The sequence below is a fragment of the Micromonospora sp. NPDC051925 genome (genome assembly GCF_044548625.1).
Classification (GTDB): domain Bacteria; phylum Actinomycetota; class Actinomycetes; order Mycobacteriales; family Micromonosporaceae; genus Micromonospora.
In genome coordinates this window covers 40,978-55,038 of record NZ_JBIUCH010000015.1, presented here as the reverse complement: position 1 = coordinate 55,038, position 14,061 = coordinate 40,978, and the positions used below count along the sequence as shown (strand labels likewise).

Sequence of the window (14,061 nt, the reverse complement as noted above, 5' to 3'; positions counted from 1 at the left end):
TGGCCGGAGCCGGCGGAGCGACCCTCCGGCCGGCCCCCGGCAGCACCCGGCGGGGCGGCGGCCCGGCCACGCCCGCGGGCCTCACAGCTGCGGCATCACCTCGGCGGCGACCAGCTCCAGTTGGTCCAGGTCGGCCAGGTCGAGCAGTTGGAGGTAGATCCGCTCGCTGCCGGCGGCGGCGAACCGGCCGATCTTGTCGACCAGTTCGGCGGGAGTGCCGGCGAGGCCGTTCTCGCGCAGCTCGGCCGGTTCCCGTCCGATCACGGCGGCCCGCCGGGCCACCTCGGCGTCGTCCCGGCCGCAGCAGAGCACCAGCGCGTTGGACCAGCGCAGGGTGCCCGGGTCACGGCCGATCTCGGCGCAGGCGGCCCGGACCCGCCCGAACTGGGAAACCGTCTCGTCGATCGAGACGAAGGGCAGGTTGAACTCGTCGGCGTACCGGGCGGCCAGGCGCGGGGTGCGCCTGGGCCCCTTGCCGCCGAGCAGGATCGGCGGGCGGGGCTGCTGCACCGGCTTGGGCAACGCCGGGGAGTTGCCGACCGGGTAGTACCGCCCGGCGAAGTCGAACGTCTCGCCGGCCGGCGTCGCCCACAGCCCGGTGATGACGGCGAGCTGCTCCTCCAGCCGGTCGAAGCGCTCCCCCACCGACGGGAACGGGATGCCGTAGGCGGTGTGCTCCTCGGCGTACCAGCCGGCGCCGATGCCCAGCTCGACCCGGCCGCCGCTCATCTGGTCGACCTGGGCGACGGTGATGGCGAGCGGGCCGGGCAGCCGGAAGGTGGCCGCCGACATCAACGTGCCGAGCCGGATCCGGGAGGTGTCCCGGGCCAGTCCCGCCAGGGTGGTCCAGGCGTCGGTGGGGCCGGGTTCACCGCTGGACGACCCCATCGCCAGGTAGTGGTCGGACCGGAAGAACGCGCCGTAGCCGGCGTCCTCGGCGGCGCGGGCCACGGCGAGCAGCTGGTCGTAGCTCGCGCCCTGCTGGGGTTCGGTGAAGATCCGCAGTTCCATGCCCTGAGCATAGGGAGCCGGGCGGCCACCGGCAGCGCACCGACCTGCTCCACGCCGTACGCCGGCTGACGCCGGAACTGACCACCCGGGCGGCCGACATCGAACAGGCCCGGGAGATCCCCGCCGACCTGCTCGACGCGCTGCGCACCGCCGGCTGCTTCCGGATGTTCGTCCCCCGCAGCCACGGCGGGTACGAGGTGGATCTGCGTACCGGCATGACCGTGTTGGAGACGCTGGCCCGGGCCGACGGGTCGACCGGGTGGACCGTGATGATCGGCGCGGAGACCCCACAGCTGCTGGCGATGCTGCCCCGCGACCGCTTCGGGCCACCGGCCATCGGCCGCCGTCCGCCGTCTCCTCCGGGTGGCCGGCGGACGGCCACCGTCAGCCGAACGGCCTGCTCGCGTACGCGGCACGGAGGGCGGCCAGTCCGGCGTCCTTCGGCACCAGGGTGCCCCAGCCGGAGTTGAAGTAGTTCGTCCGCGTGATCCGGGGCCCACGCTCCGCGTTGAGCCGGGTCAGCGCCGCCGGCACGGTGGCGATCCAGGCCGCCTGGTCGGGAAACTCGGCGACCCGCACCCCCCACTCGGCGATGAGCACCGGTCGGGACAGGGCCACCGGCCCGAGGTCGGCCACCGCCCAGTCCCTCGTCCGGCGGAACCGGCCCAACGCGGTGTGCGTGGGGTCGGTCGCGTAGACGTTCCACTGGAGGAAGTCCAGCCGGGCCATCAGCGCCTCCGGATGGGTGCGCTGGTAGCAGGCCCGGTCGAAGCCGCCCGCGCCGACCGAGAAGGTGGTGCCGGCCGGCAGGCCCCGGGCCCTGAACCAGTTGACCACGTACGTCAGCGCCTGCACCGCACGGGCGTCCGACTGCGCCCAGGTGTACGACACCCCGGACTCGGTGGTGCCGAACTCGTGATCGGTGTCCAGTTCGGAGGCGAGTTGGATGTTCACCCCGAAGCCCATCGTCCGGTACTGCGACAGCGCACGGGCGAGCAGCCCGTCGCAGTGGCCGGCGAGCACCTGGCCGTACCCGTACGCCTTCGGCCAGGTCGTCCCGGGACGCTGCTGGATGGTCATCGACGGTGGCGGCACGGTCCAGGTCGCCCCGTCGACGGTGAACGTCTGCGCTCCGGTGTTGGCGTTGCCGTAGTGCTTCAGCTCCAGCACCATGTTGAGCGCGATCCCGGCCCGGCCCAGGCTGAGCAGCCAGGTCTTCTGGTAACCGGGGAAGGTGTACCCGTCGGCGAGGCTGCGGTACTGGGTCAGCGAGCGGAAGTTCCCGCCCACCAGGTCCGCCGTCGGGTCGGCGTTGCCGGAGAGGTAGTAGCCGCCCCACACCGGCGCGACGACGGTGTAGTCGACAGCCGCGCTGGCAGTGCGCCCACCGTGGTCGCCCACGATCACGGTGACCCGGGGCATCACGCCACCGTCCGGAACACCGCGATCGCCCCGGTGTCCGAGACCTTCGTCCAGGCCCGACCGGAGTCGTCGGTGACGCCGACGGTGAGCGGGTCGATCACCGCGGTGACGCGCACCGGGGCGCTGCTGTTGCCCTGCGGGTCGGTCACCACGATGGTGACGGTCACGGGTCGGGTGTCCGGGTCGGCGTAGCTGATGGTGAGGGTCATCAGGTCACCCGCTGCGTAGGTCGACGCGTTGAGGCTGGCGGTCACGGTGGGAGCGGTCATCCCGGCCCCTCCTCTCTTGCTCGCCCGGTCGGACGCGCGACGGGTCACGACGCTCTCCGGCCGGAGGTGGTGACGTCGTTGTCCGGTTCTGGTGATAGCGGCCGACGGGTGCTCGGCTGTCGCCCGACCGGCCGCAGGGGTGGGCCACGCCCACCGGGAACACCCCCATTCACCTGCATAAACAGTGCTACCCACCGGTCCTCGGCGTCCTGTCGGGTATCCGCCAGTCAGGGTCGGTGGGTGGGGTGGGCACAGGGGCGGTGCGGGGCGGGTTGACCCGATCAGCGAGACTCGGTCGGACCACCCCGGGCGGACCCCGGACCTCGTCGGACGGCTGGAGCGCATGGCACACCCCTACCTGTTCTGGCTGGTCGGCGCGGTGCTGCTGGTGGGTGCGGGCGTCGCGACCACCCTGTTACCCCGCCGGCGGGCCCGGGTGAGGGAGCAGCGGACCGCGTGGTCGACCGCCCGCGCGGCGATCGACAGCGCCGCCGTCAGCCGGGACGCCGCCTCGGAGCGGGTACCCGAGGCGGAGCGGTTGTTCGCCCACGCCGAGTCGCTCGCGGGCGGACGCGGCGGGACGAGTGCGGCGCGGGCCGCAGCCGAGCACGCCCGCCGGGCGGACCGGCTGTGGCGGGAGCACCGATGAACGCCCGCACGTACCGCCGCTGGTCGGAGCCGCTGCGCTGGACGCTGCTCGGGGTCGCCGTGGTCGTCCTGGTGGTGTTCCTGCTCGCCCAGCGGCAGAGCGTCGACGTGAGCTACGGCCGGTCGCCGTCGTCGTCATCCGGGGTCGACGAGGGTACGGCCGGCGAGCCCGACCGGGCCACCGTGCCGTCGGTGGCCGAGATGACCGCGCTGGTGGCCGCCGCGCCGGTGGTACGCCTGCCGGGCTCGGTGGCGTACTGGGACGAGCAGCGGGTCCGGGCGGCGGCCGGCGACGGAACCCGGATCCTGGTCGCCCCACCCGGGCTCGACAAGGACGAGCGTGACCGGCTCCGGGACGTGGAGAACGCGACGATCCGGGTGATCGGCACCGAGGTCAGCGGTGGGCTGTACCAGGCCACCGCCGACAGGCTGCCCGGCTGGCGGGCCCAGTTCGCCACCGGGGACGTGACCGACCAACTGGTCACCCTGATCACTGCGCTCCGTAAGGAACCCGCCCCTACCGACCGCGACGAGCTGCGCTGGCGCGAGCCGAGCGACGCCGAACTGACCGCCGTCACCGCCGACCTGAAGTCGACCGGGCTGCACGTCGCCCCCGGCGCCACCCTCACCGGCGTGCCCGGGACCGCCTCACGCAACGCCTTCCCGGACGGCGCCTGGTACGTCGCGCTGCCCCCGCAGCGGTTCGGCGACCCGCTGCCCCGGTACGGCCCGGCCCTCGCCGGACTTTTCCCCGGCCGACCGATCGTCGTGCTGTACGGCCTCTGGATCGAGTACCACGGCCCCGGCGCGACGGACTTCGCGGAGCTGGCCGGGGCGAGCTTCTACGGCCAGTACGCCGGCCTGCTCAGCCGCTCCGACTATCCGCAGCGCAACGTGTTGAACGCCTACCTCAACCGGGTCACCGACATCCGCTACGCCGGCCTGTTCGAGCGACCGCTGCCGTACCGGCCGGTCGATCCGCTGCGGGTGGCGCTGCCCGCGCTGCCCTGGCTCTTCGCGGGCTGTGTGGCGGCGTTCCTTCTCCTGTCGGCCCGGTCGCTGCGCCGCCCCGACGGTGGCCCGGGGATCCGACGGGACGGCACCCCGGCGCGGCTGGCCGGGTTGACCGCGCTGGCCGTCGAGGTGTCCCTGTTGACCGACGCCCGCAGCAACCCGGCGCTGACCCGGGGCATCGTCAAGCTCCAGGCCGCCCGGTCGGCATGGGACGAGGAGCTGCCCGCCCGGCACGTACGCACCCTGCTCGACGAGGCGACGGCCGAGTTGGACGACACCGCCCGTCAGGTCGGCATCGCCAGTTACCGCCCGGACAACTATCTGCGGGGCAGGCTGTCGTGACACGTTCCGCACCACGACGGGCCGGTGTCGGGCGCTCCCGGCGGCAGCGCCTCGCCGGCCTGCTCGGCACCCCCTTCGGCCTTGCCGTCCTGGCCTGCCTGGTGCTGGCCGGCTGGGCGGCGTGGACCGGAGGTGCGCTGGACGGCCCGGTCGCCCGCCAGGTCCGCACCTCGTCGTTCTACGCCGACCCCGGGCTGGACGTGGACCGGGCGGCGGCGGAGCGGATCATCGGCAACCGCCGGCTGGTGGTGGTGCTGCGCTCCCCCGGCGTCGACCTGCGGGGCACCTGCCGACAGGTCCGGCAGGCCGCCGACGGGACCGTGGTGCTGGTGCTCAGCCGCGACGGGGACGACTACGACACCTACGGCTGCGCCCTCATCCCCGGACGCGACAAGAAGAACCTCGGCCGGGCCGCCGCGGCGGAGCTGACCATCGGCCGGGGCATCGACACCTTCGCCGACCGTCCCCTGGAGGCCCTGAAGATCATCGCGGTCAACTACGACCGACTGGTCAAGGCCGGCACCGTACCCGATGGCGCCCGGACGATCAGCCCGTCGCTGCCCCGCTTCCTGCTCGCGATCTCGGCGGTGGTGGGCGTCGTCGGCGCGGCGGCGGCGCTCTACCTCGGCGGCCGGCGGGCAGGTCGACTGGCAGCGGCCCGTCGGGTCCGCCGCGACGAGGTCACCGACAGCCGCAGCGCGCTCAGCGCCGCCACCGCCGGTCTGGCCCAGCAGATCATCGACCTCGACCAGTGGTACGCCCGGTCGCGCGGCCGGAGGGGTGGCGGTGACGACGACAAGCGCTTCGCTCGGCGCTACCGGAAGTTGACCTCCGACCATGCCGCGCTGCTCGACCGGCTGGCGACCCTGGACGATGCCGACGAGGAGGCCGTGCGGGCGCTGACCGGGCGCGTCGAGTCGTTGAGCCGGCAGGCCCTGGTGCTGGCCGATGGACGGTCGGAGCCGAACGGCTCGTAGGTGTGGCGCGGCAGCCGCCGGGCGTACCGCTGCGGTCAGTGTCCGAAGCGCGACTGACCAGCACCGCCCCGACCCTCCCGGGTCCGTTGGTTCCGCGGGGTGAAGACCAGGTCAGCAGCGCGAACACCGACGGGTCGGGTGGACCGGGCGACGTCGGAGGTGGCCGGACGGACGCCAGGTGCGGTACGCCCTGCTATGGCGCTGGCGGTGACCTGCTTCGTAGTGTGTTCGGGTTCGTCCGATGGCCGCACGGGAGGGTGGAGAACGCTGAGACCGCCCCTACCCTGCCAGGCACGACGCGCGGGCGACGACACCTTCGGCCGGCACCCGGACGGTCCCCCGGTCCCCGTCGGTGACCTGCGATGAGTCTCGTCCACCAGCTCGCCGCGCTGCCGGCGGATCGCGTGGTCCAGCTCCGGGGGGCGCCCACCGACACGATCGCGGCGACCGCCACCGGGGAGCTGGACGGCCTGGCTGCCGTCGTGCTGCACCCCGGCGCGGCCCGTACCCCCGGTGCCTTCGTCCACGCCGTCCTGGACGAACTGGAACGGGTCGCGGTGGCGCTGCTGCCCGGCTGGCTTCCCGAGGCCGCGGACATCCACCGGGCCGACCCGTTCGGCCTGGCGGCCGTCCGGGCCGCCGCCGTCAGCCGGGCGCGGGGCTCCGCGCACTACGCGCCGTTCCTGGCGCACCTCGCCGCCGTGGCGCTGTCCGGCCGGCGACCGCCGGTCGACCCGTTCTCCCTGGAGATCCGCTGTCCCGGGCTGACCCGGGTGGTGGCGGAGGGGTTCGGCCGGGACCGGGCGAGCCTGCTGATCGAGGTGCCCGCCGGCCTCGACGCGGGCGGGGAACAGGCCGTCGTCGCGGGCGCGGAATGGCTGTGCCACCACGGCAGGACCGGTGTGTGGCTGGTCGGCACACCGTTGCGACACGAGGATCGGGTGGTCTGCGTCCGGGTCACCCGAGGGGCGAACGACCATCCCCGACCGGTGCCGGCGGTGCCCCCGGAGGTGGTGGGACGGCCTCACCCGGGCAGCGCGGTCGAGGCGGCCCTGGAGGCCGCGTTGGCCGCCCAGAGCTGGGCGGCGGGCCGGGTCTGGAACCAGTACCACCAGTCACATCCCCTCTCGCCTCCGGTCTGTCTCGATCTGCTGTGGCCCGACGCGCGGTGTGTCGTCGAGATCGACGGGCCGGAGCACTGCCGACCGGCCCGGTTCGAGGCGGACCGGCAGCGCGACGTGCAGTTGCAGTTGGACGGTTACGCCGTCCTCCGCTTCACCAATGCCCGAATCAACCACGACGTCGGCGCGGTGGTGCACCAGATCGGCACCCTGATCCGGGCCCGGCGGCGTGACCTGGCGGAAGGAACGATCCATGCCCGGCGATGACCTCACCCCCTCCGAGGGCGCGATCCTGGTCGTGTTGATGGCAGAGGCGAGGGAGGTGCCCAACACCGAGTTGAGGAAGCGCTACGGCGTCGACGTCCGGAAGTCGTACCGGGACAAGCTCAACCGGCTCGGTTACGTGGAGAGCCGCCGCGAGGGGAACACCTTCCTGCACCAGCTCGCGGACAAGGGCTGGGTACGGGTGCAGGACGACCTGAACTTCCAGTCGTCGGTCGGCCGGATCCTCGGCGGGGCGCTGACGGCGTTGCAGGTGAACCTGCGGGACCGGGTCATGGCGCGCAGCGACTACCAGTCGTTCGGTGAGATGTTCGCACTGACCGATCTGCGGGCCACCGCGTCGCGAGCCGACCTGCCGGGCGTCCTGCGTATGCGCATCCGGCAGGCGTACGCCGCGCTGGCAGCCGAGCCGGGGGCCTGGGTCAGCCTCACCCGCCTACGGCCCTTCTTCGGTGATGTCGGCACCGCCGACCTCGACGAGGCGCTGCGGCAGCTGGAGCGCGAGGCCGACGTGGCGATCGTCCCGGAGTCCAACCAGAAGATGCTGACCCCGGAGGACGTCGCGGCGGCCCTCCGGCTGGGTGGTCAGGACAAGCACCTGCTGGCGATCGGGGTGGGATGACCGGGGCGGAGCAGGCTGCCCTGGCCGCGCTCAGGTTCAACTGGGCGCCGGTGCCCGACGACGTGTGGCGGCCGTCGCCGTTCCACGTGGAGGGCCTGCACACGGCGGTGGTCCGCGATGTCCTCGACGGCGTCGCCGACGCCCGGGACAGCGCCGACGGCAGCCCGATCGGGTTGGTGTTGCAGGGCCAGCGCGGTTCGGGCAAGACCCACCTGCTGGGCTGGGTCCGCCAGCAGGTGCAGCAGCAGGGTGGCTACTTCTTCCTGGTCGGCCTGCTCGACGCCCACGGTTTCTGGGACAGCGTGCTCACCTCCATGCTCGACGGGTTGTCCCGCCCCGCACCGGGCGGTGAGAGCCAGCTCCGGTTGCTGCTGCGTCGACTCTCCTCGATGGTCGGGGCGCCCCGGTCGGCCCGGCGGGCGGTGATGGGCGACACCGAGCTGACCCGGCCGGCCCTCGACGCGTTCGTCGAGGGACTCGCCGGGCACGACCCGCATGTGGCCCGAGCCTGCCGGGAGACGGCTCGGGCGCTCGCGCTGAGCGCCTCCGAGGACGTCTCGCACCGGGACATCGCGGAGAACTACTTCGCCTCCGGTGAGGACGAGCAGGGAGAACGGAGCGTCTGGGGCATGCGGCGGGTGCCGCGCAGCGCGCAGCAGATCGTCCAGGAACTCTCCTGGCTGCTGGCGCTGACCGGCCCCTGCGTGGTGGCCGTCGACCAGATCGACACCCTGATCGCGCAGTCCGTGGCCGCCGGTGACGTCCGGCACGCCCGGCCCGGTGTGCAGGACGACCCGGAGCAGGCCGCCGTGCACGCCCGGATCGCCGACGGCCTGATGTCGTTGCGCCAGCTCACCCGCCGCACCCTCACCCTGGTCGCCTGTCTGCCGACCTCGTGGACGATCATCAAGAGCCGGACGGTCGACACGGTGAGCGACCGCTTCCGCACCCCGCCCCTGCTCACCAGCATCCAGAACGCCGGCCTGGCCCGGGAGATCATCGAGCGACGGTTCGCCGTCCGGTTCGCCGAACTCGGCTTCGTACCGCCGTATCCCTCGTGGCCGGTGCGGCCCGACGCCTTCAGCCAGGCCGAGGGGATGACCCCCCGGCAGTTGCTGATCGACATCGACCAGCACATCCGGGCCTGTCTCGCCTCCGGCGAGGTACGGGAGCTGGCCCGGCTCGGCGATCCGACGGACCCGCGCCCCCGCACCCCTCGCGCCTCCCCCACCGAGGACCTCGATCGCTTCGACAAGAGATTCACCCAGTTGATGACCGAGGTCGACGTTTCCGGTCCACTGACCCGCGACGGCGAGGACAGCCTGGTCCCCGCGCTGCTCACCGCGGGTCTGACCGCCTGGGTGCTGGAGCGCGGCGAGGGCGGCGCAGCGTTCAGCGTGGACCCGCCGCCGAGTGCCCAGCCGCCGCTGCACGCCCGGCTCCGGCTCACCCTCGACGAGGCCACCGAGGACCAGGTCCACTGGTGCTTCCGGGCGATCAGCGAGGAACACCACGCCATCGCCGCGCTCGCCCGGGTACGCAAGGCGTGCACGGTGGCGGGCCTCGACGCGCGGGTGACCAGGCGCAGGCTCTTCCTGCTCCGCAACGGCGCCTGGTCGGGCGGGGCCAAGACCGGGCAGGCGATCGCGGCCTTCACCCAGGCCGGCGGGAGGACCCTCCCGCTGGGCGAGGAGGATCTACGGGTCCTCGGCGCACTTCGGACCATGCTGGCGGAGAACCCGGTCGACATCCGAGGCTGGCTGACCGCCCGCCAACCCACCCGGCAGCTCACCGTGTTGCAGCAGGCCCTCGCCTCCGTCACGGAATGGCACCCCGACGGACCGCACGACGGCCCGACCGGGCTGCCCTCCGTCGCGGACCGGCTCCCCGACGGAGCGACCGGGCTGCTCCCCCGCGCGCCGGACGGTGCCCGGCCGATCACCGGCACGCCAGTCGATGCCCGGTTGAGCGACCGCACGCCGGCCGATGCCCGGCTGAACGACCGCACGCCGGCTGTTCCCGGGCCGACCGATCACCCGCCGGTCGGTCCCGGGGCTGATCCGGAGCGGGTCGATCCACGGCCGGTCGACCGCGAGGAGCCGGGAACGCACCTCGTCGTGGGGCACGCACACGACACCGGTGAACCCGTACGGCTCTCCCTCGAAGCCCTCCGGAAGCACACCACCATCTTCGCCGGGTCCGGTTCCGGCAAGACGGTGCTCATCCGGCGGATCCTGGAGGAGTGCGCCCTCGCCGGCGTCTCCGCCATCGTCCTCGATCCCAACAACGATCTGGCCCGGCTCGGTGACGAGTGGCCGGAGCCGCCGCCGGACTGGCGTGCCGGCGACGCGGAGAAGGCGAGGGAGTACCTCGCCGGGACCGACGTCCGGGTCTGGACGCCGCGCCGGTCGTCGGGCCGCCCGCTGAGCTTCCAGCCGCTGCCGGACTTCCGCAGCGTGCTCGACGACCCGGACGAGTTCCACGAAGCCGTGGAGGCCGCTGTCGCGTCGCTCGCGCCCCGCGCCCAGTTGACCGGTCGTACCAGCAAGGTCCACCTGGGGCTCGCCGTGTTGCGCAAGGCCGTCGAGCACTACGGCCGGCGTGGCGGCACCCGGGTGCAGGGGCTGATCGACACCCTCGCCGACCTCCCGGACGGGCTGCTGGACATCGACGGGGCGGACAAGATCGGCGTAGGGCTCGCGCAGTCGCTGGCTGCGGCGATGGTCAACGATCCGCTGTTCGGCGGCGAGGGCAGCCCGGTGGACCCGGGGCTGTTGCTCACCCCCGAACCGGGTAGGCAGGCCCGGATCTCCGTCATCAGCCTCGTCGGTCTGCAGTCCGACGAGGCCCGCCAGGGCTTCGTCAACCAGTTGCAGATGGCGCTCTTCGCCTGGATCAAGAAGCACCCGGCGAACGACCGGCCCCTGCTCGGGCTGCTCGTGATGGACGAGGCACAGACGTTCGCCCCGTCCGGCGCGATGACCGCGTGCACCCAGAGCACGCTGGCGCTGGCCGCCCAGGCACGCAAGTACGGCCTGGGCCTGATCTTCGCCACCCAGTCGCCCAAGGGGCTGCACAACCGGATTCCGGGCAACGCGGCGACCCAGCTCTACGGCCGGTTGAACAGCCCGATCCAGCTGGAGGCCGCTCGGGAGATGGCGAAGGCGAAGGGCGGCGACGTCGCCGACATCTCCCGGCTCACGACCGGCGAGTTCTATCTCGCCGCCGAGGGTGCCGCGCCGGTGAAGATCCGTACCCCGCTCTCCCTGAGCCACCACCCGCGCAGCCCGCTCACCGCCGAGGAGGTGCTGGACCGGGCCCGGCGTCGGTGACCGGGACGCCCGACGACGCGCCCCCGGGTGGGGCGGTCACTGGCGGGAGTACGTCGGGTCCGGTGCCTCGACGGGGGTCCGGTGTTCGGGGGAGCACACCCCGGCGAGGAGGTCGGTGGTGGTGTGCGCCCGGATGTCGGCGGGCTCGCCGTCGGTGAACCGCGCCACGACCGCCCGGACGTGTCGTTCGGCGGTGTCGGCGAGCCCGTCGTAGACGGCGGCGAACGTCTCCCGGGCGGGGCCCCGGAGCCACCCGGCGGGCAGCAGCCGCAGCGGTAGTTGCGGGTCGAGGGTGGGGAAGCGTCGGAAGGTGTCCATCACCTCGGTCCGGGCCCGTACCGCTTCCGCGCCGTCGACCTGGCCGGAGGCGATCCGCGGCAGGATCGGCCGCCAGCGCCGCAGGAAGCTCTCGTACTGTGCGGCGACCGCCGCGACGTCCCAGGCGTCGAGCGGGTCGCGGCCGGCGACCGCGTCGAGGTCGACCCGGCGGCCCCGGAACACGGTGACCGCGCCGAGGTGGAGCTGGGTGAGCTGGGCCCGCGCCTTCGGGGTCAACTCGTGCGGCGAGATCCACAGTCCGTCGTACAGCGGCGCGTATCCCAGCCACCGGAGCTGCCCGCGCAGGGCCCGCCGCTGCGCGCTGCGCTCCTGGGGCAGCGAGAAGGCGACGAGCGTCCAGCACTCGTCCCACGGTTGGGTCGTGGTGGTGGCGGCCATGACCCAGCTACCTCCGACGGACAGGCTGACGGCGGCGGACCGGCTGAGCCGGTACGAGCTGCGCCGCCCCTGCCGGCTGCCCTCCAGTACGCCCCGGCGGGCCAGTCGGCTGATCACGGTCCGCGCGCCGGCGAGGCTGACGTGGGACTCGGCGAGCAGCGCGACGATGGCGGCGGACGGCAGCCAGGCCCGGGTCCTCAGCGTGTAGTCGGCCAGCAGGGTCACCGCGACGCCCTGGGGCGAGTTGCCGGCCTGCCGCCGGGGCAGCCGTACCGGGTGGTCCCCGTCGTCGGGAAAGATCTCCTCGATGTCGAACGGGTGTGGCACAGGGGACGCTCCGGGCTCGGCTCGGCGACGGTGGCACCGACTGTAGACGGCGTCGCCGCACACGCCTACCGGGACACCTGTCCGGTGTGGACCCGACCGGGGACGGACGACTCCGGGCGCATCGAGTTCACTCGATTGACACTTGTCTGACCGAGGGGAACACTATGTGCTATGCAATGCCACGTAGGGCCGGGGCAGGGCATGCCGGACGTAGTGGGCCAGCGCGAACGACACGGGACACCGGGCGCACCCGTGCCGCACGGACGCGCGGCCGATCTCAACCTGTGAGGGAGTCACGCCCATGAGAATCAGACGGAAAGTGCTGCTCGCCCTGGCGGCGCCACTGGTGGCGACGCTGGCGGCCGCCGCCCTGGTGATACCGACGCTCCAACCGGCGTACGCCGCGTCGCTGGTCGAGGTGACCAGCTTCGGCGACAACCCCGGTCGGATGCGGATGCACATCTACGTGCCGAACACCCGCCCGGCCAACCCGGCGATCGTGGTCGCCATGCACGGCTGTGGCGGAACAGGCCCCGGCTTCTACTCCAGCAGCGAGTTCGCCTCCCTGGCCGACCGGTACGGATACATCGTGATCTACCCGTCCGCGACCCAGCAGGCCGGCTTCGGCAACTGCTTCGACACCTGGTCGGACGCCGCCAAGCGCCGCGGCGGCGGCAGCGACCCGGTGTCCATCGTCTCGATGATCAACTACGCCGAGCAGCAGTACGGCGGCGACCCCCGTCGGGTCTACGCCACCGGCAGCTCGTCCGGCGGCATGATGACCAACCACATGCTGGCCGTCTACCCCGACGTGTTCGCCGCCGGCGCGGCGTTCATGGGGGTGCCCTACAACTGCTTCGCCAACGCGGCGGACTACCCGCCCGGTGCCAGCCAGTGCACCGGCGGGAACATGAACCGCACCCCGCAACAGTGGGGCGACGCGGTCCGCCAGCAGGCGTACCCCGGTTACACCGGCCCGCGCCCGAAGGTGCAGCTGTGGCACGGCACCGCCGACACCCTGGTGCCGTACTCGCTGCTCCAGGAGACGATCGAGCAGTGGACCAACGTGTTCGGGCTCAGCCAGACACCCACCTCCACCGACACCCCCCAGACCAACTGGAACCGCCGCCGGTACGCCGACTCCAGCGGCAACGTCCTGGTCGAGGCGTACAGCGTCCAGGGCGCCGGCCACAGCCTGCCCTCCAGTGGCATGGCCGCCGTCGCCATCGGGTTCTTCGGCCTGACCAACCCGAACCCCACCACGCCGCCCGTGACCACCCCGCCGGTCCCGACCACCCCGCCCGTGACCACCCCGCCGCCGACCACCCCGCCCGTGACCACCCCGCCGCCGACCACGACCCCGCCGACCACGCCCCCCAGCTCCGGGGCCTGCCGGGTCACCGCCACCGTCAACGCCTGGAACACCGGCCTGACCGAGAACCTCACCATCACCAACACCGGTTCCAGCGCCGTCAACGGCTGGTCCCTGGTCTACACGCTGCCCAGCGGGCAGACCATCACCTCCGGCTGGAACGCCACCTACTCCCCCTCGTCCGGGCAGGTGACGGCCAGGAACGTCAGCTACAACGCCGCCATTCCCGCCAACGGGTCGGTCGACATCGGGTTCCAGGCCAACCACACCGGTAACACCGCCAAGCCCACCTCGTTCACCCTCAACGGCGCGGCCTGCACGGTCGCCTGACCGACGAGCCGCCTCCGGAAGTGCCCGGCATCCGTCCCGGCTCCTACCGGCCGGGACGGATGCCCGCTCCCCCGCCCTTCACCGGGCGGGGGAGCGTTCCGCGTCAGGCGACCTCAGACCGGCTCCCGGATCTGCTGTTCGGCGAGGCGACGGGGAACCACTCCCCGTTCGGGTGTCCCGTCGTGGTGGGGCGGGCGGGGTTCGAACCCGCGACCGAGGGATTATGAGTCCCCTGCTCTAACCCGCTGAGCTACCGCCCCGATACCGCGCCGGAT

General features: G+C 73.0%; 12 protein-coding genes and 1 tRNA gene. 8 read left to right on the top strand and 5 right to left on the bottom strand.

Annotated elements, in window-relative coordinates:
• Positions 1-81 precede the first annotated feature (81 nt).
• The gene (locus tag ACIG87_RS20940; RefSeq protein WP_396852472.1) at positions 82-1,011 is read right to left on the bottom strand and encodes an LLM class F420-dependent oxidoreductase; all 930 of its coding nucleotides are present in this window, start codon (positions 1,009-1,011) and stop codon (positions 82-84) included.
• 44 nt (positions 1,012-1,055) lie between these two features.
• Between ACIG87_RS20940 and ACIG87_RS20935 the strand changes: the two genes are divergently transcribed.
• Positions 1,056-1,481: an acyl-CoA dehydrogenase family protein gene (locus tag ACIG87_RS20935; protein ID WP_396852651.1), complete on the top strand. Its 426-nt coding sequence runs from the start codon at positions 1,056-1,058 to the stop codon at positions 1,479-1,481.
• On the opposite strand, the gene ACIG87_RS20930 is transcribed toward ACIG87_RS20935, so the two are convergent.
• Entirely contained in the window at positions 1,396-2,433 is a 1,038-nt protein-coding gene (locus ACIG87_RS20930) for a hypothetical protein (RefSeq protein WP_396852470.1), read from the bottom strand. The two genes, ACIG87_RS20935 and ACIG87_RS20930, sit on opposite strands and share 86 nt — an antisense overlap.
• On the bottom strand, positions 2,433-2,702 hold the full coding sequence (locus ACIG87_RS20925) for a hypothetical protein (RefSeq protein WP_396852468.1): 270 nt from the start codon (positions 2,700-2,702) through the stop codon (positions 2,433-2,435). The genes ACIG87_RS20930 and ACIG87_RS20925 overlap by 1 nt, the downstream gene beginning before the upstream one ends.
• A gap of 343 nt (positions 2,703-3,045) precedes the next feature.
• On the opposite strand from ACIG87_RS20925, the gene ACIG87_RS20920 reads away from it, so the two are divergent.
• From ACIG87_RS20920 to ACIG87_RS20895, 6 genes are all read left to right on the top strand, one after another.
• On the top strand, positions 3,046-3,351 hold the full coding sequence (locus ACIG87_RS20920) for a DUF6403 family protein (protein ID WP_396852467.1): 306 nt from the start codon (positions 3,046-3,048) through the stop codon (positions 3,349-3,351).
• The gene (locus ACIG87_RS20915; protein ID WP_396852465.1) at positions 3,348-4,706 is read left to right on the top strand and encodes a hypothetical protein; all 1,359 of its coding nucleotides are present in this window, start codon (positions 3,348-3,350) and stop codon (positions 4,704-4,706) included. Before ACIG87_RS20920 ends, ACIG87_RS20915 begins: the two co-directional genes overlap by 4 nt.
• Positions 4,703-5,683: a hypothetical protein gene (locus ACIG87_RS20910; RefSeq protein WP_396852463.1), complete on the top strand. Its 981-nt coding sequence runs from the start codon at positions 4,703-4,705 to the stop codon at positions 5,681-5,683. Before ACIG87_RS20915 ends, ACIG87_RS20910 begins: the two co-directional genes overlap by 4 nt.
• Positions 5,684-6,045: 362 nt before the next feature.
• Entirely contained in the window at positions 6,046-7,071 is a 1,026-nt protein-coding gene (locus ACIG87_RS20905; RefSeq protein ID WP_396852461.1) for an endonuclease domain-containing protein, read from the top strand.
• Positions 7,058-7,708, top strand: a complete 651-nt coding sequence (locus tag ACIG87_RS20900) for a hypothetical protein (protein ID WP_396852460.1) — start codon at positions 7,058-7,060, stop codon at positions 7,706-7,708. Before ACIG87_RS20905 ends, ACIG87_RS20900 begins: the two co-directional genes overlap by 14 nt.
• On the top strand, positions 7,705-11,040 hold the full coding sequence (locus tag ACIG87_RS20895; protein WP_396852458.1) for an ATP-binding protein: 3,336 nt from the start codon (positions 7,705-7,707) through the stop codon (positions 11,038-11,040). Before ACIG87_RS20900 ends, ACIG87_RS20895 begins: the two co-directional genes overlap by 4 nt.
• Before the next feature lie 36 nt (positions 11,041-11,076).
• On the opposite strand, the gene ACIG87_RS20890 is transcribed toward ACIG87_RS20895, so the two are convergent.
• A complete protein-coding gene (locus ACIG87_RS20890) occupies positions 11,077-12,084 on the bottom strand; it encodes a PaaX family transcriptional regulator C-terminal domain-containing protein (RefSeq protein WP_396852456.1) in 1,008 nt (335 codons plus the stop codon).
• 301 nt (positions 12,085-12,385) lie between these two features.
• Here ACIG87_RS20890 and ACIG87_RS20885 point away from each other — a divergent pair, with 301 nt between their 5' ends.
• A complete protein-coding gene (locus ACIG87_RS20885; RefSeq protein ID WP_396852454.1) occupies positions 12,386-13,786 on the top strand; it encodes a PHB depolymerase family esterase in 1,401 nt (466 codons plus the stop codon).
• A gap of 183 nt (positions 13,787-13,969) precedes the next feature.
• Here ACIG87_RS20885 and ACIG87_RS20880 read toward each other — a convergent pair.
• Positions 13,970-14,046, bottom strand: a tRNA-Ile gene (locus ACIG87_RS20880).
• Positions 14,047-14,061 lie beyond the last annotated feature (15 nt).

Coding starts and splice junctions, on each gene's coding strand:
- ACIG87_RS20940 (WP_396852472.1), bottom strand. CDS start 1,011: ATGGAACTGCGGATCTTCACCGAACCCCAGCAGGGCGCGAGCTACGAC.
- ACIG87_RS20930 (WP_396852470.1), bottom strand. CDS start 2,433: ATGCCCCGGGTCACCGTGATCGTGGGCGACCACGGTGGGCGCACTGCC.
- ACIG87_RS20925 (WP_396852468.1), bottom strand. CDS start 2,702: ATGACCGCTCCCACCGTGACCGCCAGCCTCAACGCGTCGACCTACGCA.
- ACIG87_RS20920 (WP_396852467.1), top strand. CDS start 3,046: ATGGCACACCCCTACCTGTTCTGGCTGGTCGGCGCGGTGCTGCTGGTG.
- ACIG87_RS20915 (WP_396852465.1), top strand. CDS start 3,348: ATGAACGCCCGCACGTACCGCCGCTGGTCGGAGCCGCTGCGCTGGACG.
- ACIG87_RS20905 (WP_396852461.1), top strand. CDS start 6,046: ATGAGTCTCGTCCACCAGCTCGCCGCGCTGCCGGCGGATCGCGTGGTC.
- ACIG87_RS20900 (WP_396852460.1), top strand. CDS start 7,058: ATGCCCGGCGATGACCTCACCCCCTCCGAGGGCGCGATCCTGGTCGTG.
- ACIG87_RS20895 (WP_396852458.1), top strand. CDS start 7,705: ATGACCGGGGCGGAGCAGGCTGCCCTGGCCGCGCTCAGGTTCAACTGG.
- ACIG87_RS20885 (WP_396852454.1), top strand. CDS start 12,386: ATGAGAATCAGACGGAAAGTGCTGCTCGCCCTGGCGGCGCCACTGGTG.